This is a genomic window from Sphingobacterium sp. MYb382 (genome assembly GCF_037572665.1).
Classification (GTDB): domain Bacteria; phylum Bacteroidota; class Bacteroidia; order Sphingobacteriales; family Sphingobacteriaceae; genus Sphingobacterium.
Genome location: NZ_JBBGZT010000022.1, coordinates 22,903 through 48,773 on the forward strand (window position 1 = coordinate 22,903; position 25,871 = coordinate 48,773).

At 39.5% G+C, this 25,871-nt stretch carries 21 protein-coding genes; 14 read left to right on the forward strand and 7 right to left on the reverse strand.

The features are described from left to right. Positions 1-5: 5 nt before the first annotated feature. Positions 6-1,187 carry an ABC transporter permease gene (locus WH223_RS09525; protein WP_340047376.1) on the forward strand — a complete coding sequence of 394 codons (1,182 nt, stop codon included), beginning with the start codon at positions 6-8 and terminating at the stop codon, positions 1,185-1,187. Between the two features lie 97 nt (positions 1,188-1,284). Here the strand turns inward: WH223_RS09525 and WH223_RS09530 are convergent, their stop codons facing one another. Continuing rightward, positions 1,285-2,613 carry a hemolysin family protein gene (locus WH223_RS09530; protein ID WP_340047377.1) on the reverse strand — a complete coding sequence of 443 codons (1,329 nt, stop codon included), beginning with the start codon at positions 2,611-2,613 and terminating at the stop codon, positions 1,285-1,287. Between the two features lie 260 nt (positions 2,614-2,873). Between WH223_RS09530 and WH223_RS09535 the strand changes: the two genes are divergently transcribed. Next, the gene (locus WH223_RS09535; protein WP_340047378.1) at positions 2,874-3,977 is read left to right on the forward strand and encodes a phosphotransferase enzyme family protein; all 1,104 of its coding nucleotides are present in this window, start codon (positions 2,874-2,876) and stop codon (positions 3,975-3,977) included. 21 nt (positions 3,978-3,998) lie between these two features. Continuing rightward, positions 3,999-4,637, forward strand: a complete 639-nt coding sequence (locus tag WH223_RS09540) for a carbohydrate-binding family 9-like protein (protein WP_340047379.1) — start codon at positions 3,999-4,001, stop codon at positions 4,635-4,637. Positions 4,638-4,651: 14 nt separating this feature from the next. Here the strand turns inward: WH223_RS09540 and WH223_RS09545 are convergent, their stop codons facing one another. Next, a complete protein-coding gene (locus WH223_RS09545) occupies positions 4,652-5,533 on the reverse strand; it encodes a 1-aminocyclopropane-1-carboxylate deaminase/D-cysteine desulfhydrase (RefSeq protein ID WP_340047380.1) in 882 nt (293 codons plus the stop codon). A gap of 52 nt (positions 5,534-5,585) precedes the next feature. On the opposite strand from WH223_RS09545, the gene WH223_RS09550 reads away from it, so the two are divergent. Both WH223_RS09550 and WH223_RS09555 read left to right on the forward strand, forming a co-directional pair. Beyond that, positions 5,586-6,626 (forward strand): RluA family pseudouridine synthase, encoded by a 1,041-nt coding sequence (locus tag WH223_RS09550; protein ID WP_340047381.1) that lies wholly within the window; start codon positions 5,586-5,588, stop codon positions 6,624-6,626. A 12-nt stretch (positions 6,627-6,638) separates the two neighbouring features. Then, the gene (locus WH223_RS09555) at positions 6,639-7,499 is read left to right on the forward strand and encodes an aminotransferase class IV (RefSeq protein ID WP_340047382.1); all 861 of its coding nucleotides are present in this window, start codon (positions 6,639-6,641) and stop codon (positions 7,497-7,499) included. A gap of 104 nt (positions 7,500-7,603) precedes the next feature. Here the strand turns inward: WH223_RS09555 and WH223_RS09560 are convergent, their stop codons facing one another. The 4 genes from WH223_RS09560 to WH223_RS09575 all read right to left on the reverse strand — a co-directional run bounded on the left by WH223_RS09560 (position 7,604) and on the right by WH223_RS09575 (position 13,046). Next, positions 7,604-10,093 (reverse strand): S9 family peptidase, encoded by a 2,490-nt coding sequence (locus WH223_RS09560; protein ID WP_340047384.1) that lies wholly within the window; start codon positions 10,091-10,093, stop codon positions 7,604-7,606. 205 nt (positions 10,094-10,298) lie between these two features. Further along, positions 10,299-10,709, reverse strand: coding sequence for a hypothetical protein (locus WH223_RS09565; protein WP_340047386.1), 411 nt, complete (start codon positions 10,707-10,709; stop codon positions 10,299-10,301). A gap of 97 nt (positions 10,710-10,806) precedes the next feature. Beyond that, on the reverse strand, positions 10,807-12,117 hold the full coding sequence (locus tag WH223_RS09570) for an ABC transporter permease (protein WP_340047387.1): 1,311 nt from the start codon (positions 12,115-12,117) through the stop codon (positions 10,807-10,809). Between the two features lie 2 nt (positions 12,118-12,119). Further along, positions 12,120-13,046: an ABC transporter ATP-binding protein gene (locus WH223_RS09575; RefSeq protein ID WP_340047389.1), complete on the reverse strand. Its 927-nt coding sequence runs from the start codon at positions 13,044-13,046 to the stop codon at positions 12,120-12,122. A gap of 112 nt (positions 13,047-13,158) precedes the next feature. Here WH223_RS09575 and yihA point away from each other — a divergent pair, with 112 nt between their 5' ends. The 6 genes from yihA (at position 13,159) to rpsU (ending at position 18,519) form a co-directional block, all read left to right on the forward strand. Continuing rightward, positions 13,159-13,776: a ribosome biogenesis GTP-binding protein YihA/YsxC gene (gene yihA, locus WH223_RS09580; protein WP_340047390.1), complete on the forward strand. Its 618-nt coding sequence runs from the start codon at positions 13,159-13,161 to the stop codon at positions 13,774-13,776. A gap of 3 nt (positions 13,777-13,779) precedes the next feature. After that, complete coding sequence (locus WH223_RS09585; protein WP_340047391.1) at positions 13,780-14,634, forward strand: 4-hydroxybenzoate octaprenyltransferase; 855 nt, start codon at positions 13,780-13,782, stop codon at positions 14,632-14,634. A gap of 99 nt (positions 14,635-14,733) precedes the next feature. Next, positions 14,734-17,130: a type I DNA topoisomerase gene (gene topA / locus WH223_RS09590; protein WP_340047392.1), complete on the forward strand. Its 2,397-nt coding sequence runs from the start codon at positions 14,734-14,736 to the stop codon at positions 17,128-17,130. Continuing rightward, entirely contained in the window at positions 17,131-17,544 is a 414-nt protein-coding gene (locus tag WH223_RS09595; protein WP_340047393.1) for a hypothetical protein, read from the forward strand. It begins immediately after the preceding gene. Then, positions 17,544-18,230, forward strand: a complete 687-nt coding sequence (cmk, locus tag WH223_RS09600; RefSeq protein WP_340047394.1) for a (d)CMP kinase — start codon at positions 17,544-17,546, stop codon at positions 18,228-18,230. The genes WH223_RS09595 and cmk overlap by 1 nt, the downstream gene beginning before the upstream one ends. A 97-nt stretch (positions 18,231-18,327) precedes the next feature. Next, a complete protein-coding gene (gene rpsU, locus WH223_RS09605) occupies positions 18,328-18,519 on the forward strand; it encodes a 30S ribosomal protein S21 (protein WP_340047396.1) in 192 nt (63 codons plus the stop codon). Between the two features lie 375 nt (positions 18,520-18,894). On the opposite strand, the gene WH223_RS09610 is transcribed toward rpsU, so the two are convergent. Next, positions 18,895-19,710: a helix-turn-helix domain-containing protein gene (locus tag WH223_RS09610; protein ID WP_340047397.1), complete on the reverse strand. Its 816-nt coding sequence runs from the start codon at positions 19,708-19,710 to the stop codon at positions 18,895-18,897. A gap of 64 nt (positions 19,711-19,774) precedes the next feature. Between WH223_RS09610 and WH223_RS09615 the strand changes: the two genes are divergently transcribed. The 3 genes from WH223_RS09615 to WH223_RS09625 all read left to right on the forward strand — a co-directional run. Further along, positions 19,775-20,926, forward strand: a complete 1,152-nt coding sequence (locus tag WH223_RS09615) for an Atu1372/SO_1960 family protein (RefSeq protein ID WP_340047398.1) — start codon at positions 19,775-19,777, stop codon at positions 20,924-20,926. 690 nt (positions 20,927-21,616) lie between these two features. Further along, complete coding sequence (locus tag WH223_RS09620) at positions 21,617-22,168, forward strand: hypothetical protein (RefSeq protein WP_340047400.1); 552 nt, start codon at positions 21,617-21,619, stop codon at positions 22,166-22,168. 89 nt (positions 22,169-22,257) lie between these two features. Then, positions 22,258-25,871, forward strand: a 3,614-nt coding sequence (locus tag WH223_RS09625; RefSeq protein WP_445265607.1) for a hypothetical protein, incomplete at its 3' end; no start/stop codon positions are given.

A 25,871-nucleotide genomic window follows, 5' to 3' on the forward strand; every position in this document is an offset into this window, starting at 1 on the left:
TTGCTGTGAGGAGATTCTTAGGCTTATTACAACGTGAATTCAGTTTATTCTTTAAGAACAAGGTACTCTTAGTCTTATTTCTAGGGGCTCCCGTCTTGTACGGAGTATTGATAGGGCAAGTATACCAAAAGGGAAAAGTGGTGCGCATGCCCATCGTCGTCGTGAATGAGGATAATGGACCGATGAGCCAGACCTTTATCGATATGTTGGGGGATAATGAAAGCGTTAAAATTGCGGCAGTGCTACCCAACTTGTTCTCATCTAAAGACGTCGCGCTAAGCCATGAGGCAACGACAGTCGTTCATATTCCGAAAGGCTTTACGAGCGGCATTCAGCAAAATCGACTTCCTGAGTTAACCATCTTTGTGGATGGTGCAAATACGTTGACTTCAAATACAGCGATGATGGCTGTTAATGTATGTGCAATGACTATGAAAGCAGGTATTCAGATTCAGTCTCAAATGAAACGTGGCGTACCTGAATATATCGCTACTCAGCAGTATGAGCCGTTTAAGACAACGATTGTGAAGCAGAATATACGTACAGGAAACTACCTTTACTTCATGCTTCCTGGAGTTTTGATTACGGTGTTGCAGCAAGTGCTGCTTTTGGCTTTAGCCTTAACGTTTTCGTCTGAATTTGAAAATAATACATTCCCAGATTTGGTGAAGCGTATGCCTAATGTGTTTGGGTTGATTTTGGTGAAAATATTACCGTACATGCTCATGTCGGTAGGTATTCTATTCCTATATTGGGGATTTGGTAAGTTTTATCAAATGCCTTTGTATACGGAGTTCTGGTGGTTTGCCCTTTGTACATTCCTGTTTATTTTGGCCGTATGTTTCTTAGGGATTTTAGTCAGCGCAGTATTACCTTCACAATTGAAAGCCACAGAGGTGTTGATGGTTATTGCTACGCCAGCCTTTATCTTAAGTGGTTTTACTTGGCCTTCAAGCTTGATGCCTGTTTGGGTTCAAGCCATAGCGGACGGTATACCATCTACGCATTATTTACGCATTTTTAGGTTATTATTTATCCAGCATGGCGATAAAATGCATAGCTATCATGCCGTTAAAGCTTTGGCTATTATTGCCTTTGTTTGCTTTGTGCTAGCCGCTATAGTATTATATATTAAGATGCGTAAAGTGAAAAAAGAAGAGCGTGCTTTAGTTTTGACAGAAGGATAAGCTTGTATAAATTTGGAATAAATCAGTCTATATGTTTTTAGCTGATAGATACATACATAAAAAAAGAGACTTCTAGAAGTCTCTTTTTTTATGTGTCCTAATCGGTATTTTCGGAGATAATACTATTGAGTCCTTTTATTGACTCTACTAATACTTTATCTATACGATGGCCATCAAGGTCGATAACCTCAATGCGGTAGCCTTTAAAGAAGACAAATTCACCTTCCAATGGTACATGGTCTAGGGTAAGAAACACTAAACCGCCAACGGTAGAAATGGTCGTATATTCTTCATCTTCTTCCTCATCAAGAATGATGTTGAAGTGGTTAAAGAAGTCCGTCAATTGCATACGTCCATCCACTAAGAAGCTTCCATCTTCGCGTTTTGTAAGATGCACATTTTGTAAAGCTTGATCTGAATCTAGGTCTCCAAATAGCGAGCGTACGATATCTTTTATCGATACAATACCCTGTGGGATTCCATATTCATCAATCACGATGGCTAATTGAGACTTCGTGTTTTTGAATACTTCAAGAATACTACTCGCATAGCTATTCTCATTGACGAAAGGTATTGGCTCAATAAGCTTTTCGAGTTCTATAGGTTCCTCATCAATCAAATTCTTAACGAATGCTTTGACATGTATAATACCTCTTACTTGGTCAAAACTGCCGTCTACAACTGGAAACTCCGTATGCTGTGCTTTTCTAATAATTTCTTTATTCTCGGCTAAGGTGTCTTGTAAGTCGAGGCACTCAATATCCGAACGGTGTACCATTAAATTACGTGCTCTTTTGTCGCCAAGGAGCAACAAACGGTCCATAATGTCATGCTCGAAGTTCTCAATAACACCACTGTCAACCCCTTCATCAACCAGTGCTTTTATTTCCTCTTCTGTGACCATATTTTTTGAGACATTTAAGTTGAAGAGCTTCACAAAAGCCTCCGTTGAACTGCTTAATAGCCATACAAAAGGGCGCATAACCTTACTTAAGAACTGCATAACGGGAGCAATCAAGATGCTATACGTTTCTGGAATAGCCATGCCTATACGTTTTGGCACTAACTCACCGACAACAAGTGATAAGTAGGTAATAACCAAGATGACAAGAACTACTGCTATCTGCTGGCTATAGGGAGCGATGAACTCTATCTGCGCTAGATACTCGGCAAAGTAGGTGGAGATTGTACCACCACTAAAGAAACCTGTCAAGATACCAATAAGGGTAATTCCGATTTGTACCGTAGATAGGAATAGATTAGGGTTGTTTTTTAATTTTAGTGCCGCAATTGCGGCTTTATTTTTTTTATCCGTTGCTGCAACTTGTAAACGTGCTTTGCGGCTCGATACAATGGCAATTTCAGATGCGGAAAGTATTCCATTTAAAAGAATTAAAACAAGGATTATAATAATCTCTGTGAGCATATATCATTTATATTTTTGTCCATTAAATATACATTTTTTTTGTGGTATTCGTACATATGCTTTTTGTAAGGCCTAATTTTACCCGATTTCAGCCCTTTATTTCCACTGTTTTTTGTCGACGTAGCCCCTTATTTTATAGGATTGAGAAGTTATTATTTGCATGCAATCGTTTGACTTAGTTTTCTCTTTTTGTTTTCCATTATATTTTTTGATATTAGTGAGCGGTAAACGTATTTATGTTATTTTTTTGTTAGTTTCTAATGTTTGAATTTAAAGATCACCAGCGGCTGATTTCAGCTGATTATTTTGACATCAATGGAGAAATTGTCGCTATCGAACAATTTGGATCCGGACATATTAATGATACATTTAGGGTTAAAACGACGGGCGGTTTAGCGCGCGATTATCTGCTACAGCGGGTCAATCATACGATATTTCCTGATGTGGAAGGATTGATGAACAACATCAATAATGTGCTTAACCATCTTAAAGAGAAGCTCGCTCATTTGGGGGAAGAAGAGGTGGAGAAACGTAGCTTGACATTAATTCCAACGAAGTCTGGTGCCTTGTTTTATCAAGACGAAGAAGGAGGTTATTGGCGAATGTTTGTGCTTCTTAAGGATACCAAAAGCTACGACATCGTGGAGACGACAAAGCAAGCTTTTTCTGGCGGACAAGCATTTGGTGCTTTTCAGAAAAACCTCGCTGACCTTGATCCTAATCGGTTGGTCGCCATTTTGCCGAACTTTCATAATATTGATTTCCGCTTAGCAAATCTGAGAACCGCTATCATAAATGATGCTGTAGGCCGTGTTGATGATGTGGCAACTCTGCTGCAAGAATTATTTATACGAGAAGAGCGTATGCGTAAAGTATTACTCATGGGGAATGCAAATGAGATTCCACTGCGTATAACGCATAACGATACTAAATTTAATAATGTATTGCTTGATGTATACGATGAGGTACAATGTGTGATTGATCTCGATACGGTGATGCCTGGTTATATTGCGTATGACTTTGGCGACGCTATACGAACAATTATCAATCCCGCTGCAGAAGATGCCATTGATCTTGACGCGATTGTATTAAATATTCACTTGTTTGAGGCTTATGCGCAAGGTTATCTCCAAGAAGCGTCTTCTTTTTTGACCGTTAAGGAGCGGGAGTCGCTTATTCACGGTGTTTTACTCTTGCCTTACATGCAAGCGGTTCGTTTTTTGACCGATTATATCAATGGTGATACCTATTATAAAGTAGAATATGCGGATCATAATTTGGTAAGAACAAAAACGCAGCTTAAATTAGTCGAGGAATTAGAGAAGCATGAATCTGAACTGATTCAAATCCTCGCAAAATACTAACTAAGAAATTACAAAGGGATAATGGCTATATTACAAGTGAAGAAATTGTCAATTGATAGACAATCTTTTGATTACGCTAGTTTAAAACAACAGCTCCAAAGTTTGGAATGGCATATTATTGATCATGTCAATTGGCCTGATAGCTACCCCTACAAGCCTGGTGTTGCCTTCCAGATAGGCTATACCGCTGATGAAGTTGTTTTACATTTCGCTGTAGAAGAGAATTTCGTCAAAGCACAATATGTACGCCCTAATGAGGCTGTTTTTGAAGATAGCTGCGTCGAGTTCTTTATTTCATTTGATCAGAAAAATACCTACTATAATATTGAGTTTAACGTTTTGGGGACCGGCTTAATTGGTTATGGACCCGCGGATAAAACGCAACGTAATCGCTTGAAAGCTGAACAAATTGAACAGGTGAGTACAGCAAGCTCCGTTGTTCAGGTTGATGGAAAGAAAAGATGGAATATGGTGATGCTTATTCCTTTGGCTACCTTCCAGCTAGAAGGGAAGGACTTAGCTGGGGTAAAAGCGCACGCTAATTTCTATAAGTGTGGAGACATGTTGCCAGAGCCTCATTTTATCTCTTGGCAGCCTATTCATTTTCCGAAGCCTAATTTTCATAAGCCTGAATTCTTTGGTGAAATCCAGTTTGTATAAGTTAAAGGCTAGCGTTAAAATTTATCAATCATCCCTAGGAACCCTGTTAATCCTCCGGTGTGAATGATAACTATTTTCGCCTCCGGCGGAAAGTAATTTTGCTTTATTAAATCATATAGGCCGTAGAAGGCTTTGCCCGTATAGGTAGGTTCAATGAGGATGCCTGTTTCTTGGCTAAAGTCTTTAACAAACTGGATCAGCTCGGGTTTTGTTTTTGCATAGCCACCAAAGTGATAGTCGTTATGTAAAAGGAGGGAAGTACTATCTTGACCTAATGCTGCTACCTCTTCCCGAATGAAATCCCCTCCTTTGAGAACCGGGATGCCATGAATTCGTGTTTGGCTCCCTGCTGCCTGTCCCTGAATTAAGCCAGCAACGGTGGCGCCTGTTCCGCAGGCACATATAATATCGGTATAGTCTTCTTGAAATTCACTTACGAGCTCGGCAACTCCTTGTGCAGCCATCGTGCCGTAACCTCCTTCGTTGATAAAGAATGCTTCTTGATCATCTGTAAAGTATCGCTCAAAAAGGACAGTTTTCTCTTGATAGTCACTGCGTGACACAAAATGAAGGTGCATGCCAAATACTTTGCATAGCGTTAGCACCGGATTGCTGATTTCTTCACCACGTACAAAAGCATAACTCTGGAACCCAAATTTGGCGGCAGCAGCAGCAGTGGCTAGCAGATGGTTGGACCATGCGCCACCAAAAGTAACCAGTTTATTTTTTCCTTGCTTTCTAGCCTCTTTAAGTGGATATTTAAGCTTGCGCCACTTGTTTCCTGAAATATAGGGGTGTATGAGGTCATCTCTTTTTACAAAGACACGTACTTTTTTTTCTCTAAATAAAGAAGACTTAATTTCTTCTTCAGGGCTATAAAATGAAAATGCTAACATATACTTGTCCCAAAGTTAGTAGATTTTAAAGGATTTCAATACTTTTGTAACGATGGCAGAAGATTTAGATTTCCAAGAACAAGACGAACAAGAGTTATTCGAACATTTACGAATTGAGGCAGATAAAGGGCAGGCATTGCTGCGCCTAGATAAGTTCTTGATGAACAGGGTGGAAAACACCTCTAGAAATCGTATTCAGAATGCAATAGATGCAGAGAGTGTATTTGTCAATGGCAAATTGGTAAAGGCTAGCTATAAGGTGAAGCCTTTGGATGTGGTTACTATGGTTCTTCCAGATCCACCACGTGACACCGAGGTGTATCCAGAAGATATTCCGTTGAACATTCCTTACGAAGATGACGATGTACTTATCGTAAATAAAAAACCGGGCATGGTTGTGCATCCGGGCTTTAATAATTATACAGGGACATTGGTAAATGCCTTGACTTTCCACTTAAACCAATTACCAACGATGCCGGGCAACACGGGTCGACCAGGCTTAGTGCACCGTATTGATAAAGATACGTCAGGCCTTTTGGTTATTGCTAAAAATGAGTGGGCTATGACTTACCTTGCTAAGCAATTTTTTGAGCATAGCATCAAGCGTAAATATATCGCTTTGGTATGGGGTGATATCGCAGAAGATGGTACTATTACAGGTTATATTGGCCGTAATATGAAAGATCGTCGTGTGATGGAGATGTATGATAACGAAGAACAAGGACGTTGGTCGGTGACCCACTATAAGGTTTTAGAACGCTTAGGCTACGTGACATTGATTGAGTGTGAATTAGAAACAGGACGTACGCATCAGATTCGTACACACTTGAAATCTATAGGCCACCCATTATTTGCGGATGCTGCTTACGGAGGAGATAAAATCTTGAAAGGTACTGTTTTTACAAAGTATAAGCAGTTTGTAAATAACTGTTTTGAGCTTTTACCTAGACAGGCACTACACGCAAAGTCACTTGGTTTCTTACACCCTAAAACAAAAGAAGAAGTTTATTTTGAGGCCCAATTGCCTGCTGATTTTCAGCTAGCTTTAGAAAAATGGCGCTCTTATGCTACGATTATGCGTACGGATTCCTAATGTTATATTTTTATGTCAGTTGTATATTTAAACTTTAATGGGCAGCTTGTTGCCGAACATGAAAATATAGCAAATATTGAGAATCGTGCCTTGCGTTATGGCGACGGTGTGTTTGAAACCATGCTGTGGAAAGATGGCGATATCCGTTTTATAGATTTCCATCTTGAGCGCTTGCAGAAAAGCTTACAGCTTCTACAGTTTGAAGAGTTTACCAAATTTGATACTTTTTTTCTACGCTCTAAAGTAGAAGAATTGGTGCGTAAAAATAATATGGTTGGACAGCAGGTGCGTGTTCGTATGATTGTTTACCGTAGTGGAGGTGGTGTGTATGCGCCAGAATCCAATCGTCCAATCTATACGTTGCAGGTAACGCGTATTCCGACCTCTTTGCGCGATAAAAAATTGGGACTGATTGTCGATGTTTATTCGACCTTCAAGAAGCCCTACAGTGAGCTTTCTCACTTGAAATCGAATAATGCACTGGTCTATGTGATGGCCGGTATTTATAAGAAGAAGTTTGCTTACGATGAAGTGTTCTTACTGAATCAGGAAGGCTTCTTGTGCGAAGCATTATACGCAAACATCTTTGTATACTATGAGAAGACCTTGTATACACCAGCGTTGACCGAAGGTTGCGTTGAAGGGGTAATGCGTCGTGTCGTGATGGATATGGCCAAAGACGAAGGGATTCCTGTTGTGGAGGCGCAAATACATCCTGACATCATGAAGGAAGCAGACGAGATTTTCTGTACCAATGCTGTACAAGGTGTACAGTGGGTGATGGGCTATAAGCAAAAACGTTATTTCAAGCGTATATCCCGCATCTTACAAGATAAATTGCAAACCTGGGATTATAATACCGAGGAGTCGTAATAAGTAATAAAAAAGGATCGATTTACAATCGATCCTTTTTTATTTTAGTAGAATTAGGCTAACAAGCTGTAAAAAAAGGATGTCCAAAGACATCCTTTTCTTTATTAACGTTTTTGAGGTATATCACGGTTGATTTCCGTCATGTCTACCTCTTGCATCTTAGAATCACCGATTAAGTGTTCCGAGAAGTAGTCTGCCATTTTCCAGAAGAAGTATTCTGTCATGTTACCAAAAGCATGGCGTTGTCCTGGAAGTAATAAGAAATCAAAACGTTTATTAGCTTTGATTAAAGCATCTACCATACGGATAGAGTTTGCTGGGTGTACATTGTTATCGATATCACCTGTAGCAATTAAAAGTTTGCCTTTTAAGTTTTTCGCCAACTCTGAATTTTTGTCTATTTGGTAGGCAAAAGTAGTATCACCTTTAGCACTTACTTTCTCTGCCACACCATGGTGACGCTCACTCCACCAACGGTTGTAGATATTGTTTTCATGGTTACCAGCACCAGATACAGCTACTTTGAAGAAGTCAGGGTAAACCAACATAGCTGCAGTAGACATAAAGCCACCACCAGAGTGACCCGTAATCCCCACACGGTTGATGTCTAGATATGGGTATTTATTTGCCAACTGCTCTGCTGCTACTTTTTTATCTTCCAATCCGTAATCTCTTAAGTTACCATAACCATAGGTGTGGTACCATTTCGAGCGAGCAGGGTGACCACCGCGGTTACCAACAGTAATGACAACAAGGCCCATCTGTGCCAAGCGGTCAATACGGTCCATGCTACGGCCAAAGGATTTGTTTACAGCTTCCGTTTGTGGCCCTGGGTATACATATTCTACAATAGGGTAGGTACGCGTCGAGTCAAAATCAAAAGGCTTGTACATCACACCGTATAAGTCGGTGATGCCATCTCCAGCTTTTACCTTAAAAGGTTGCGGGAATTTATAGCCTGCGGCAAACAATTGAGAAAGATCAGCTTCTTCAAGCTTCATGATTAATTGCCCCGATGCGTTATACAAATCAGATTTAGGCGTTGTGTTTACGCGTGAGTAGTTATTGATGAAAAATTTACCACTTTCGCTAACTTCTACTTGATGGTCAAAGTCGCCTTTGTTCAATAATTTTGGCTGTCCTCCTTGCGTAGATAAAGCATAGTGGTGTAAGTAGTAAGGGTCTTCATTCGCCTCTTTGCCATTTGCTGTAAACGTGAACTGTTGGGTTGCCGCATCATAGCCTGTGATACTTTCTGTATTGTACTCACCGCTGGTCAACTGACGAACCAATTTACCATCTTTATTATAGAGGTAGAAGTGACCCCAGCCATCACGCTGTGACCAGTGAATGAATTGACTATTCTTATTTACGAAATAAGGGCTTTTAATATCTTGATATACATTGGAACGTTCTTCAATTAACGTGTTTGTTGAACCATTAATGTTTACAGCAACCAGGTCTATACGCTTTAAATCACGGCTAGAACGGTTGATGTAGAACGTTTCGTTATCCCCAAGCCAGTAGCTTATAAAGTATTTCCCTTTATAGCTCGATTTATCTCTGTCTTTACCATAGACGCCGATTGTTTGGTTTTTAAACGATGCTACCGTGATTTGTTTTGGTGTCAACGTTGCTGCATTAAATAAGTAAAGCTCAACTTCCGTAGAGTCCGTCTCACCAGGAACCAGGTATTTATACGTTTCTAGCGTTGGTCTTTTCTGTCCTACATTGTTGATGACCCACAAAGGATTTAAATGACGGTTATCTTTACGTGTAAGGACAAAGTTTTTGCCATCTGGCGACCAGCTAAGGCGTACAGGTTGTCTCTTTTTAAGGTCATCATCTTCTTTGTCGCTCCCTGTTGTTGTGCTGTATTGATCACCTCCCCAAGCATAGTATTGAATACCATCTTTGGTGAATTGGTGCTCAACAATGGTGCTATCCTTATCGTCTTTAATCGCTTTTTCTAAGTTTTCGCGATCCATCCAATATAAGTTGTAGTTTTTCGCGAAGAAAACACGGCTTGTATCAGGAGCGAAGGATGCCCAAAATGGTTTGTCTTTTTCCTTTAGGTTGTCGGATATTTCTTTTAGTTGTTTGGTTGCTAGGTTGTACTCTAAGAAATAGGTTTTCTTTTTGATGCTATCGGCTTTGTTCTTTAGTTTCGCCAACTCATCTTTACTTTTTACGGTGTCTTTGGTGCTACGCACTTCAAAACGGATATTTTTTTCATCGTCCGTAAATTTTAAGTTCTCGATAGCAAGGTGCTGTGCGTCGAATGGGTTTTTGACGATTCGCGTGATTTGTGCCGCCATATCAGCTTGGTCGAATAGCTGTTGCTTGCTCTTCGCTAAAGGGTCTACCACATACCATTTTTTGCCAGTTGATGTTTGGTATTCATACCAAAAACGATCCGTGTAATTAATCCAATTAGGTTTTACTTCCGTAGTAAAAATCATCGTACGTAAACGATTTGGCGAAAACTTAGCCGCCAAACTGTAATTCGCTTTTACCTTGGTTGCTTCTGGCGTTTGGGCCATAGCGCTACCTAGGCTTAAGCCTAAAAATAAAAAAGAAAGTAACTTGCGCATGTATTAAGTTAATAGTTTATCAAGCTAAAATAGATAAAAGCACATAAATAAAATGATTTAGCTTTTGTAAAATTTTAGGGACAGGAGTTTTTTTCTATTTTTTTTGATGAAATAGATGGTTCGATTTCCGGAAAAAGGAGGGTGGAAGGTTAATTATACAAAAAACAGCTTCCTTATTTGTGGTAAGGAAGCTGTTTTTTGTAGGTTATTTGATATTGATTACTTGATCAACAATATATCTTGTGTTTCCGCGCCAAGGAAGGGAGCCGTTATACTCTTTGTAGTGTAAGTCGAAAAATTTACCCGAGTTAAGTTCCAATATTTTGAAAATACTATCGTTTTCTACCGAAAAACCAAACTCATTACTGGATATTCCGGGGCCCACTCTAGCGCTGCCGAAGCCTTCTTGTATAAGCTTGCCTTCATAGGTTTTGAAAAGATAGCCTTTCTTAACTGCATAGTTTAGATAGCCAGATTTTACGCCTTCTCCAAGTACAAAATAGTATTTGTAATAGAAAAAACCACCACCGAAGAGAAGAAGCAAGACTAAAGCCCAACCTAAAAATTTACGAAATCCTTTCTTGAAATTACCTGTTGTGTTGTTTCCTGTTTCCATTGCCTAAGGTTCTTGTCTTAAAGATATTACCTTTTTGGTAAAGAATGAAATTTATCAAGTAAATCTTTCCCTGAGAAATACGCAGGGAAAGATTTATTTAGTTTTTGTAGCGGAACCACTTCAAAAGCTCCTTGAAGCTCGCTTTTTTTCCGTACATCAAAATACCTACACGGTAGATTCGTGCTGCAAACATGGTCGTAGCCACGAAGCTTACAATAAGGATGGCTACGGATACTGCAATTTGCCAAATCGGTACACCAAAAGGAATACGGACAAGCATTGCAATAGGTGATGTGAAAGGGATAAAGCTTAACCAGGTTGCTACTGTGCCATGCGGATCATTGACGAGGACGCCAAAGGATAGGATGTAGGTAAGTAGGAGCGGCATCGTGATAGGCATTGTAAACTGTGTCGCCTCCGTTTCGCTGTCAACGGCAGATCCTACAGCCGCAAATAGGGCGCTGTATAGAAAATAACCACCAAGGAAGAAGATAAAGAAACACGATATCAAAAGAGGGAAGTCTATCGATGCTAAAGCACTACTGATGTCGAAGCCACTTTTTGCCTGTGCCATAACCTCTTGGTTTACATCGTTTGCAATACCGCTAATATTGGCGGCCGTATCATCAAAAATAACGGCGGTTGCTACACCTGTTAAAGCTGCCGTCAAAGTTATCCATAAGGCAAATTGCGTGATACCAACAAGGCCGATACCAAAAATCTTACCCATCATCAGCTGAAATGGTTTTACAGAAGAGATGATAACCTCTACAATACGGCTTGTTTTTTCTTCAATAACACCACGCATAACTTGTGCGCCATACAGAAACAATGAAAGGTAGATCAAGACTGAAAGCGCCATACTAATACCCATCGCTATTTCCGTGTGACTTTCTTTAGCATCGCCTGTGTCTGTTATCTCTTTGGCAGATACCGTTATCTTGTCGTTGATGCTTTCAATTGTTGAAATGTTAATGCCCAACTTAGCATACTGATGGTTGCGGACAATCTCACTTAGCTTATTTTTTATTTCACTCTGGGTGCCAATATTTGATTTACCCGCAGATAATAATTCAATACTTTGACTTTGGTAAAAGTCTTTCGGGATTATTAATAAGCTGCGATTCTCATCATCCTTTTTAAGGCCTTTGATAGATGCCTCCAATGATTCTGTCGCTATCTTGTAGGTTATGTTTTTGTTGTCTTTTAGCTCTTTGGCAATACTTCCTTCTTGGTCTATGACATAAACGGTTGTATTTGACTCTTCGAAGCTCTTTTTTGTTAAATAGAACATGAGCACATACATGCCGATAAAAAATAAAGGCACGAGGAAGGTCGTTAGTAAGAAAGATTTTTTCTTTACGCGGCTTGTATATTCGCGTTGTATAATGAGTAAGGTTTTGTTCATGATTAAAGCGATTGAGGAACTATTGGATTCGTAACTTGTGCGATAAAGATATCATTCATCGAAGGAATAACTTCATGAACTTGCTTGATTTCTACCTGCCCAATAAGGTTGGTTAAAAGCCCGTTTAAACTATTTCCTTCTGTTATCTGTATCGTAATTTCGTTATTTTCCTTTTCCGTTTTTTCGTCAATAATTTTGAAATCACTAGGCAATAACAAGCTTTCAATGCTATCCTTTTTTTGATACTCAACGATGTACGTTTGATTTTGGTAAGAGCGCTTGATGGCTGCTACAGAACCGTCCAATATCTTTTTAGACTTATTAATTAAGGCTATATTGTCACATAGCTCTTCTACCGATTCCATACGGTGGGTAGAGTAGATGATGGTAGCACCTTTTTTATTTAGGGCTAAAATTTCATCCTGAATAATTTGTGCATTGACAGGGTCGAAACCAGAGAAAGGCTCATCCAAGATGATTAGTTCAGGCTCATGAACAACGGTAGCCACAAACTGTACCTTCTGCTGCATACCTTTACTTAAGTCTTCTACCTTTTTGTCCCACCACGATTCCATGCTTAGTTTTTCAAACCAATAACGAATGCGGGTGATAGCTTCTTGTTTACTAAGTCCCTTAAGTTGGGATAGATATAGTAACTGTTCGCCAATTTTCATCTTTTTATAGAGACCTCTTTCTTCAGGCAGGTATCCTATGCGCGCGATATGCTTGGGTTGTAGCGGTTCTCCATCGAAGTATATTTCGCCACTATCAGGCGCTGTAATTTGATTGATAATACGTATAAGAGAGGTTTTTCCGGCCCCATTGGGACCTAGTAGGCCAAAGATGCTTCCTTTCGGAACGACTAAAGATACGTCATCAAGGGCACGATGATGACTGTACTGTTTTACAATATTTTTTACTGTTAACATGGATTTGATTAGTTTGATTTAAAATAACAAAAAAAAACGGAAAAAATGGAATGAAATACTATAAATAAATTGTTCCTAGCAATAAGCGGCAAGAATTATTTAACTTTGCAGCATGCTTATAAAAACTGCAGAATTTGTTTGTAGCAATACAAGAGTGGATCAACTTCCTGCTCCTACATTGCCGGAGTACGCATTTATCGGTCGTTCGAACGTCGGTAAATCATCCTTAATCAATGCGATGACGCTTAAGAAAGGCTTGGCCAAAACATCGCAAAGGCCCGGTAAAACGCAGCTGATAAATCATTTTATTATTAATAAAGATTGGTATCTTGTCGATTTGCCAGGTTATGGTTTTGCGCAGACTTCGAAGAAAAATCGTGCCGATTGGGAAAAATTTATACGTCGTTATTTAACGAAACGTGATAGTTTACAGTGTGTATTTGTATTAATTGATAGTAGACATGAACCACAAAAAATAGATCTTGACTTTTGTTGTTGGTTGGGTGAGAACGGCTTGCCTTTTATGTTGGTTTTTACAAAAGCCGACAAGCAGTCTAATGTGAAGTCTGATCAGAATATGGCCTTGTTTCGTCGCGCCTTGTTAAAATGGTTTGAGGAAGTTCCACCAAGTTTTTTGACATCAGCAGAAACTAAAACTGGGACAGACGAGATTCTTAAAGCTATCGCTGAAATTAATACACGTTTTGAACTACCTGCTGTCGAAGAATAAAAAATGAAGAAATACATGTCATTGGTGCTTTTCGCACACAGTGTGTTTGCCTTACCTTTTGCGCTTATTGGTTTTTTCTTAGCCTTACAGACAACAGGTGCTCCTTTTGAATGGCAAAAATTGGGTCTAATGCTGGTGTGTATGGTTACAGCACGCAACGCGGCTATGGCTTTCAATAGGTATTTAGACCGTGATATTGATGCGTTAAATCCACGTACGGTGGTTCGCGATATTCCTGCAGGAAGGATTTCAGCGAAGAAAGCTTTGGTATTTACCTTGGTAAATTGTGCGTTGTTTATGCTTTCCACGTATTTTATAAATAGCCTATGTTTTTATTTATCACCTATAGCGCTATTTGTCGTTCTATTTTATAGCTATACGAAGCGTATTACGGCGTTGTGCCATCTTGTACTTGGTGTAGGATTAGGTTTAGCGCCTATTGGTGCTTATCTTGTGGTGACGAATGCTTTTAATATCATTCCTATTTTTTACGGATTGGCAGTAATGTGTTGGGCTGGAGGTTTTGATATTATATATGCCCTTCAGGATGAAGAGTTCGATCGTAAGCACGGTTTAAATTCTATTCCTGTTCTTTTTGGGACGAAAGGGGCTTTGCATATTTCGGAGTTGTTGCACGTATGTTCTTTTATATTCGTGTGCTTACCGATGTTTTATATGCCCGTTAGTTGGTTTTATTATTTAGGTCTTTTATTTTATGGCTCTTTGTTGGTGTATCAGCATCGCATTGTGAGCCCTACAGACCTCAGCAAAGTGGATCGTGCTTTTATGACAACCAACGGAATAGCATCCGTTATCTTTGCTGCATTTTATCTTTTAGACATCCTTTTTTTGGTCTAAAGGCAACGTTAATAAATTGAGTTTTTTTTAAAGTATGTGATAAAAGTATTGCCATTCCATTTATAAATACTTTTATTTGCAGAAATCATTCAAAAATAAATGGCAAAAAATTTACTGATTGTAGAGTCTCCGGCGAAAGCAAAAACGATAGAGGGGTATTTAGGGAAGGACTTCATGGTGAAGTCGAGTTACGGACATATTCGTTATTTAGTGAAAACCGACGACGCTATCGATACGGAGAATGATTTTAAACAAAAGTATGAGGTGCCTTCTGATAAAAAGGCGGTAGTCAGTGAGTTGAAGAAGTTAGCCAAGTCCGCGGAAATGGTCTGGCTAGCGTCCGATGAGGACCGGGAGGGAGAGGCTATTTCTTGGCATTTATTTGAAACATTAGATCTTAAAGAAGATAAAACGAAGCGTATCGTCTTTCATGAAATCACCAAACCGGCGATTTTGAAAGCTATAGATCAGCCTCGTAAAATTGATACTAACTTGGTTTATGCGCAGCAAGCACGCCGTGTTTTGGACCGTTTGGTGGGTTTTGAACTTTCTCCAGTATTATGGAAGAAAGTAAAACCATCCCTTTCTGCTGGACGTGTACAGTCTGTGGCTGTTCGTTTGATTGTAGAAAGAGAGCGTGAAGTAAACCGCCATACTGCGGAGGCTTCTTTTAAAGTTGTTGCTATTTTTACTACTGGTAAAGGTAAGGAGCAACTAAAAGCAGAGTTGCCGAAGCGTTTCGAAAAGAAAGAAGAAGCACAAGAGTTTTTGCAAGCTTGTATTCAGGCCGCTTATCAAGTAAACAGCCTAGAGAAGAAGCCTGCTAAACGTAGCCCTGCAGCACCTTTCACGACGTCTACCTTACAACAGGAAGCTAGTAGAAAGTTGGGATTCTCGGTGGCACGTACCATGCAAGTGGCACAACGTTTATATGAAGCTGGACGCATCACTTATATGCGTACCGACTCCGTGAACTTAAGTGATACGGCAATTCAAGCTGCACAAGAAGAGATTGTAGGCGCTTACGGCGAAAAATATCATAAAGAAAGACGCTATAAGACGAAGTCATCAGGAGCACAAGAGGCGCACGAGGCTATCCGTCCGACGTATTTTTCTACGCATACCATTGATGGCGACAATGCAGAACGTCGTTTATACGAGTTAATCTGGAAACGCGCTATTGCTTCGCAGATGAGTGAAGCAGAGTTCGAGAAAACAACCGCTAAGATTACCGTGTCAACACGCGCTGAGGAGTTTGTTGCTACAGGTGAGGTAATGCGCTTTGATGGATTCTTGAAGGTATATATGGAGTCTACGGATGAGGAAGCAGAAGCTAACATCGATGATGAAGGCGACAACAGCTTATTACCTCCTTTAGAAAAAGGTCAAGACTTAGGCTTAAAGTCTATGCAGGCTACAGAGCGTTTCTCTCGTCCACCAGCACGTTATACAGAGGCTTCCTTAGTTAAGAAATTAGAAGAGTTGGGTATCGGTCGTCCATCTACGTATGCACCGACGATATCTACTATTCAAAACCGTGGTTATGTCGTTAAAGAAGATCGCGATGGTAGAGAGCGTCATTATACAACATTAAGTATCGATGGTGATGCTGTCGCTGAAGTATTAAAGAGTGAGATAACAGGTGCGGAACGTTCAAAAATGTTCCCTACAGATATTGGTGTATTGGTAAATGACTTTTTAGTAGAGCATTTTAACGGTATCGTTGATTACCACTTTACAGCGAAAGTAGAGAAGGAGTTTGACGAGATTGCCCAAGGAGAGAAGGAGTGGACCGATATGTTGAAAAGCTTCTATGGACCTTTCCATGAAGGCATTCAAGATACCTTGGAAAATGCTGAACGTGCAACACATGAGCGTGAGCTTGGTGTCGATCCAGAAACTGGAAAGCCTGTTAGTGTACGTGTGGGCCGTTTCGGACCCTTAGTGCAGATTGGTGCTGCTGATGATGAGGAGAAGCCACGCTTTGCGTCCTTACGTAAAGGGCAGATGATTGAAACCATAACCTTTGAGGAGGCGATGGATTTATTCAAATTGCCGAAAAAAGTAGGAGAGTTTGAAGAAAAAGAAATGACTGTTGCTATCGGCCGTTTTGGACCATACATTCGTCACGCTAGTGCTTTCTATTCGTTGCCTAAAGGGTTGGATCCGATGGATGTGACAGAAGAAGAAGCTGTTCAAATCATTAAGGAGAAGAGACAGAAGGATATTGAGAAAGTGATTCGTGTATTCGAGGAGAATGCTGAGGCGCAGATTGAAAATGGACGCTGGGGACCGTTTGTACGTTTTGGTAAGCAAAACCTGAAGATTCCTAAAGGAATAGAGGTGGAGAGCATTACCTATGAGGACGTCTTAAAATGGGCTGAGGCAGATCCAAAAGCAAAAAGCAAAACTACAGCAGCGAAGAAAGCTCCTGCTGCGAAGAAAACAACAGCAAAAAAAGCGCCTGCTAAGAAAGCAGCAGCGAAAAAGAAATAAATGAAGAAGGATTTACCAGAAAATATAGTAGAGGATATTTCCATTGCTGTGGTATTGGAGAGCGAAACGCCCTCTGAGATGGTTTGGAATGTCTATCTCGTAAATGAAAAGAAACTGCCTTTAACAAATGTGTTCGTAACTTCTAAAGGTTATGGCAAGAAGGATGGCAAAGAAGTAAAGACTACTACTTTGCGTCATTTTTTGGGTGATGTAGCACCACGCAGCAGTGTGAAGGTCGAAGCAATAGACCAGCAGGTATTTGGCCTAACCAATGAATATTGGTTGAGCTATTATATCGATAAAACAATTTACGATAAGAAATATATCTTTCTACCGGAAAGTATTGTAGACGAAAATTTGATTAAAGTACCCATGGTCGATAAACCAGGAATCGTGATAGGAGGTAGTAAGTAATGGCGCATCAGAATTTTATAATTGCCATTGATGGTTTTTCTTCTTGTGGTAAGAGTACCGTAGCTAAAGCATTAGCTAAGAATTTAAACTTTGTTTTCGTGGATAGCGGTGCGATGTATCGTGCCGTGACTGTTTATTTTTTACGCCATGAAATAGATCTAACGAATAATGAGCAGGTTGAAACAGCCTTAGCGAATATTCATATCGACTTTGTCCCTAATACAGAGAAGACACAAATTTTGCTTAACGGAGAAGATGTATCGGATGAAATCCGTCAGATGTATATCTCTGATAATGTAAGTGAGGTCAGCGCCATTAAAGCTGTTCGTACAGCGATGGTTGCTCAGCAGCAGCAGTTAGGTAAGGTGAAAAATATCGTGATGGATGGTCGTGATATTGGTACGACAGTTTTTCCGGATGCTGATTTGAAGATTTTTATGACGGCTAGTCCAGAAGTTCGTGCTACACGCCGTTACGCTGAGCTTACCGCCAACGGAGACCGCGTATCTATAGAAGACGTTAAAGCAAACCTTGCACATCGCGATCATATCGATAGTACACGTGAAGAAAGCCCACTACGTCAGGCTGAAGATGCTATTGTACTTGATAACTCTGAGCTTTGTCAAGAGGAACAATTAGCATTTGTACTTGCTAAGGTGCATGAGAAACAAAATAATCTTATTTAAGCAGTAAATAAATCAAATAAAATAATCTTTTAATGGGTTATTTTCATATATTTGCATTCACAAAACTAAAAGGGCACGAAAGGAGGTATATAATAGCATGATTATCGTAAATATCAAAGAAGGAGAATCCTTAGACAGAGCGTTAAAACGTTTCAAAAAGAAATTTGAAAAAACTGGTGTGTTGCGCGAACTACGTTCACGTCAAGCATACGAGAAGAAATCAATTACTCGTCGTACCCAAGTTAAAAAGGCGATTTACAAACAAGGATTAAATCAGGAAACTGTATAATTCTTATCAAGATAAAGAAAGTCCATCCGAAAGGTTGGACTTTTTTTATGTCCCATTTATTGTGAAATAACTCCTCTCGGAGTCATTTGGTCTTAATTTTAGTTTATTTTGTCTTTTTTTGGTCTTTTAGCTGAAGCATTTGTAGAATATTTGTATGTGGCTATTGAATATTTTGGAAATACAGAAGGCATGACTTACCCTTCATAAGATCTACCCCCATTGATCTATTGTATTATGAAAGTATCTACCAGCAATAGTTCGACAATTAATTTTTAGGTGCTTTGCAGAAACTGATGCCAGTCGGTGCTGCAAAGCACTCTTTTTTATAGGAACTTCAAGGAGTGTCTTCTAGCTATTGCGGTTTTAAATGATTCTTTAACCTAATATATGGCGTCTTGCCACATTTGCTTTTGTCTTCGTAATGGCTTTATACGAATTGGTAAAGGCTGACAAACTATTGTAACCCACCATAAAAGCTATTTCTGTTAACGTATATCTTCCCATACCTATAAATTCCATACTTTTCAAAATACGAATCAGTTGTATATATTTCTGAAGAGTGATGCCTGTTTCCTGCTTAAAGGTACGTTGGAGGTGGCGCTTTGACATATTTACCTTATCGGCCATTACTTCTATATCGAGTGTGTATTTATAGTTCGTATTGATGTAGGCACATAAGGGTAAAAGTCGTTCATCTGCTGGAACGGGTATTTGTAAACTTGTATTATCAGAACAGAAGGAGGGGAGGCTCGTTAAGATAGCGCGTAGAAAATTGGACTGCTCTTCATTCTCCATGGTATTTTGACTCCATTTCGAAGCATGCCAGAGCATCTCTTTAAGTACCGTTGGGGCCGCGAAAATATGTACCTTTTCAAAAAAATCAGCCGTAGGCACTTCTTTAAAAAGTATGATCATTAAATCTACAACAGGAGCTTCAGTGCTTGTTTTGTGCAGGAGATTGGATGGTATCCATATTACATGGTTTTGGGGAACTAAATAAATCCGATTATCAATGTGAAAATATTGATAACCTTCGGCTACAAAACTCAGTTGTGCACGCGCGTGTACATGATTGTAATCATCGTGTTTCCAGTTTTGCTCATACCAAACGAATGCATCAATAGGGCTGTCATCCGTATAATTACCTTTGTTGCTTTCTGTTAGTCCGCATTTCACCATGGCGTTTTGCATATACTTTTTGGCTAAATTAATAAAAAATGATAAGATAACTTTGCATTAGACAAAACATGTAGGTATGAAAAATATAAAAAAGTATCACCTTATCGCTTTATTCTCACTTCTTCTTTCCAGTAATTTAGTTCTTGCGCAAAGTCATAAAGTACAGGTGCTTGTTCTTTTCCATTCGGATGAAGGAGGGACCTATGAGATGGCGAAAGAGGTTGCAAAAGGCATTGAAAGCGAGGGCGTAGCCACAGCTGTAATTAAGAAAGTTAAGGAAACAAATAATCCTAAGTTTAAAGATGTACCCCTCGCTACGGTCGATGAGTTGAGCTCCTACGCCGGTATTGCATTTGGATCGCCAGTTTATTTTGGAAATATCAGCACTGCTATGAGTGAATTCTTGGCGAAAACAACGGGTATATGGTCACAGCATGGTTTGGAAGGTATGCCTGCTACCGTCTTTATGTCTTCAGGAAGTGGAGCAGGACGAGAGCTGGCGATGCAGTCTTTTTGGAATAGTTTAGCCGTACATGGGATGGTGCTCGTTGCTAACGGTATCCGTGGCTATGAGGATTTGGATAAAACCATACCGCAAGGAAATACGGTGCTGGGAACAACAAGTTTAGCCTCTTTAAAAAATGTGCCACGACCATCGGAAGGGGAACGTAATTTAGCAAGGCTACAAGGGCAGAATTTTGCGCAAATAGCACTAGCATTGCAAAGTGTACCTAAGCGAAAAGTTGTTGCTGCAGAAAGGAAAATGGAGTGGGATATCTACAAAGTGATGCAGGATAAGAATATAACACTTCCAACGATACCTAAACCAGCAGGTAATTATAGGCCTTATGTGCGTACGGGTAACTTAATTTATATCAATCAGTATGCAATGGGCAAGTCCGGTATAGTGCATCCTGGGAAAGTATTAGTTGATGTGACGGAAGAGGAGGTAAAGGAAGCAACACGCGTGACGATGCTGAATGTTCTTGCTGTTTTAAGTGATGCACTCGATGGCGATTTAAACCGTGTTAAGCGTTGTGTTAATATGATGGGTGTATTTAATGCGCCTGATAAATATACGAACCATGCTCTTTTAATGAATGCTGCATCTGATCTAGTGGTTGAATTGTTCGGCGATAAAGGGAAGCATGCACGATCTACGTTAGGCGCATCTTCAATACCTGGTAATTCTCCGGTCGAGCTTATGACAATATTTGAAGTTGAATAATTATTTAATAATTATTGTTAATTAATAAATAATAAAAACAATGACAGTAATTAAGATTGCTGTCATTGTTTTTATCATAATATATCTGTAGTATTCATAATTGTAATTTTTGATTATAAATTGCTTTTCTGAATAACTATCATGACAAGTGATTATCTATAAATTACTTGCTCCACGTATAGCGTTTTATTCTATGCTTTTAAGAATATACTATTGCGCTATTATTTAATAATAAGTTTAATAAAGATATTTACGTAGTTTACAGTTTATCGTTATTATTTCCGTCTTTATTCTGTCCCCTTTTGGGTAGGGACTGTTCCCCCAAAACAACTTTTATTAAACTTCAAATTCACTCCTTAATGGGTTTTAATTCTTTAGTTTAATGTTATTTCTATATAGTTTATTTTTTTAACTAATTTAAATAGTTGATTTTCAGTCTTTTATTTAATATCTATTTCGTTACAACTTTATAGGGTGTATGTGTCCACCCAACTTGTCCATTATTTTGTCTCCTACTACCCTGCACTTTCACGAAAAATGATTTCCAAACTTTGACATGTACATTCAAACGTGATGTTTGGACGTCTATTAACCAACATACTGCCAGTAGTTTAACTGTTTAGCGAATACTTCTTTGACAAGTATATAGCTAAATAGAACCATTTAGGTAGTTATTATTTATGCTAATTAATGAAAGGGGGAAATATGAATATTCTTGCCGCTGCTGGTCATCACCAGAAATCAAAAGTTCACTTAAGGCTATCAAAAGCAATTCTTGGTTTATTGTTTCTACTGCTTTTAATACACGGGCAGGTGAAAGCTCAAGTTATAGGAAACTATGATGAGTTTGTTAAAAACAGTCAAGACGATAAGGTTAAAAATTTATTAGGCCTGTTTCAACAAACTAAAGCCTTAGCAAGGATAGATGGTAATGGGGGCTTTAAGGATGATTTACCAAATTATGTTTCCAAGGTGCTTTATGTAAACGGGAATCAACAGGGGCTTATTCAAAATCACGCTTTGAAATTAAGTGCCGTTGCTTTAGTAATCGTTAAAGGAGCCAGAGATATAAACCAATTGCCTTCCAATCTTTTTGAAACGCTGCCTTCCTTAAACTACTTAGTTGTAGAATTTAGGACTGGCACGACGCCTATTACGAAAGAACAAGTTCAACGTAAATTCAGTGGGGAAGATCTTGAGGATAAGATAATACTGTTGAAACCAATTGATAAGGATAAGTAAGCCAAACCTTATAGCACCTGATTATTATGGAAATAAATATATTCAACCCGAGGGGAAGATTTGACTTTAGTAAGTTATTTCCCTTTTTCATGTTACTTCTTTTTGCTTTTTCCAATAGTTTGTATGGACAAGTGCGGAAGAGTTTTACGCCACGGCTTTCAGTAGATGCTGGTAATAAGACGCTTTATAATATTAAGGGCGATTTTACCATGCTTGGTAACACCAACTTGACTTTAAAAGACTATCTGGATAATAGGGACAACAGCAGTAACAGCATGATATATGTCGATGTGGATCGAGATGGTTCAACGGCAAACTCTTCTTCCGCAGATTTAGTCTTTTCGACAGAAAATGGGGCAGATGCTAGTTGTACAGAGATTGTTTATGCTGGTTTGTATTGGACGGGTAGGGTTGACGGGAAGGGAGATAGTCCGTTTAATGTTAATACTAGTCAACTAATTGTCAATAATTTAAATAATAAAGCTGAAAGATGGACTAATGCTGCTGTGCCTTATACAAATGCAAATCTATCGATTGTTAGAGAAGGTGGTAGTTTTAATAGAAGTCCAGTTTACACGTTCACGGTAGGGGCATGGAACTTAAAAATAAGGCTAACAAATAGTACGACTAGTCGCGCTGAAATTGATGTTAATGGAATAGGTTATCAGCCGCTAGCGGGTAATTATAACACAGGAACAGGCGAGTTTGTATTAGCAAGCCCAGAATCCTACGTGATTGGTAACAGTACAATTAAGGTTGTTAGTTTAAGAAGAAATACATCTACCTCAGGAACGAATAGTGATTATACAACAGTAGCATTGAATTATGCAAATGTTGAATTAACGGGAGAATATCCTCAAACAATTGCCTCTACGACGTCATTAGATAAGACTAAAGTTAAGTTTAAGGCGCCAGGAATGGCAAACTATGTAGATATTGTTGCTAAAGCGGGTGATATAAACTTCCCAGGAGACAATGATATGTACGCCGCCTATGCGGACGTGACCAACTATGTTAAAGCTGGAAAAACGGGTACTTATTTTGTTGGAAATGTGGCGTCGTTAGAAGGTGATGGTAGCACAACAGGCTACTATGGCGGTTGGGGAATTGTCGTTGTATATAAAAATGACAAGATGAAATGGCGTGACATAGCCGTGTTTGACGGTTATGCTTATGTTGTAGGTGGTATTGGTTCAAATGAGCTTCCAATTTCTGGTTTTCAGGCTACGCAAGAAGGTGATGTGAAAGTGAAGCTTGGCGTTATGGCTGGTGAAGGTGATGTGGGGATTACGGGTGATTATTTGAAAATTCAAAGAAAGGTAGGAAATACAACCAGCTGGTTTGATTTGAGTCATTCCGGAAATACGACCACCAATTTCTTTAATTCTTCTATCGTAACGGGAGGAAATACGAGGAATCCATCATTAAAAAATAATACAGGTATGGATATCGCTATGTTCGATATTCCGAATACCGATAAGAGTATTATTGCAAACAAAGCAACGAGCACGATTCTACAATATGGAAGTACACAGGATACGTATATAATTTTTAGTTTGGTATTTGGTGTTGATGCTTATGTTCCAGAGGTAGAGCCTGTAAATGGGCTGGTTAGTGTGAATGGAACTCCAGTTACAGGAACACCGGTAGTGAAACCTGGAGATATTTTAGAGTATAAAGTTCAAGTAAAGAATAAAGGTACTGAAGCAATTGATAACACAAAGCTCGTTATTCCAATTCCATATACAGCATCTTTTGTAAGCGCTGGTTTGACTGGTGTAGTAGGACCTGGAGTTACGGGAAATACAACGCCTCGGTATGACCCTTTAAATGGGGCTTTAGGTTCAATTGTTTGGGATATAGGCACTTTGCCTTTGCCTGCGAATCCAGAGACTGTATTAGCAACGTTAACATATAGACTTAAAGTAACGGATGATTGTTTTCTTTTAACAAATCCTAATTGTACGCCGGTTGTTGCTGTAAACGGATTAGTTACTGGGATTGGCCAAACAACAAAAGCTACTGTGGGTACTAGTGGTGAATTTATTTCAGGATTCACAGGTGCCGGCAATTGTGTGGGGCAACCTTTACGAGCTCCTATTAGTTTGGTCATTAATACTGCTGGTCATTGTCAAGATTATACGTATAAGGTATTGGATATTGTATTTTGTGACGCAGTAAATAATGCAACAATACTTGCTCAAGTAAGAGATAAATTTCCTGCAGGAACGCGTTTTTATGATAATAATACTGGAACAGGACAAAATACGGAGTATTATGAAGGACGACCGTTTCCAACAAATACTCCAGATAAAGTATTTTACGCATTGCCTCCTGGTGCAACAGGCTGTTTCTATGAGTTTAAAATTAAAATAACGAGTATTCAGAACAAGCCTACAGTGGCGGCGCAGCCTGTTGTTTATTGTGTTAATGAAGAGGCTGTTCCATTGACTGCTGTTGCTACAGATCCAAGTTATTCTCTTTTTTACTATACAGCAATTGATGGACAAGGAAAACCAGTAGGTAATGCATCTACTACCATTTCCCCGAATACAAGTACAGCTGGAACCATCACTTATTATGTAACACAGGGTACCGCTTTATGTCAGAGTGCACCTTCCGCAATAACGGTTCAGGTATTGCCATACCCTGTTATTTCGACTAATCTGCAAAACCTGACTTTATGTGCACAAACGAATGGCACACTGAGTGTTTCGTTGGTAACAGCTATTCCTACGGCCACTTATGTATGGCAAATTGAAAGTGGGGGTAATTGGATAGCCCTGAATAATGCTGCTTTTACAGCTAATGGTGCTACGCTAAACATTACAAATGCTCCATTAACATTAAACGGAGCCAAAGTTCGTGTTATCATATCCAACGGGAAATGTTCCGTTACTTCAGCTGTTGCAACGATCACGGTAAACAAACTAACAACGATTACAACTTCACCTGTTGGCGCAATCTACTGTAAAGATGTTCCAGCTACAGCTTTAGCTGTTGTGGCAGATGGCACGGGTACATTGACCTACCAGTGGTATAGCAATACAAGCAATAGCACAACAGGTGGCACGGCTATTTCTGGAGCAACTTCAGCTAGCTATACACCAGTGACTACGGTGGTTGGTACCCAATATTATTATGTTGTGGTAACAGGAAGCTGTGGTACAGCGGCCACTTCAGCTGTTGCAGCGATCATGGTAAACAAACTAACAACGATTACGACTTCACCTGTTGGCGCAATCTACTGTAAAGATGTTCCAGCTACAGCTTTAGCGGTTGTGGCAGATGGCACGGGTACATTGACCTACCAGTGGTATAGCAATACAACAAACAGCACAACCGGTGGCACGGCTATTTCTGGAGCAACTTCAGCTAGCTATACACCAGTTACTACGGTGGTTGGTACCCAATATTATTATGTTGTGGTAACAGGAAGCTGTGGTACAGCGGCCACTTCAGCTGTTGCAGCGATCATGGTAAACAAACTAACAACGATTACGACTTCACCTGTTGGCGCAATCTACTGTAAAGATGTTCCAGCTACAGCTTTAGCGGTTGTGGCAGATGGCACAGGTACATTGACCTACCAGTGGTATAGCAATACAACAAACAGCACAACCGGTGGCACGGCTATTTCTGGAGCAACTTCAGCTAGCTATACACCAGTGACTACGGTGGTTGGTACCCAATATTATTATGT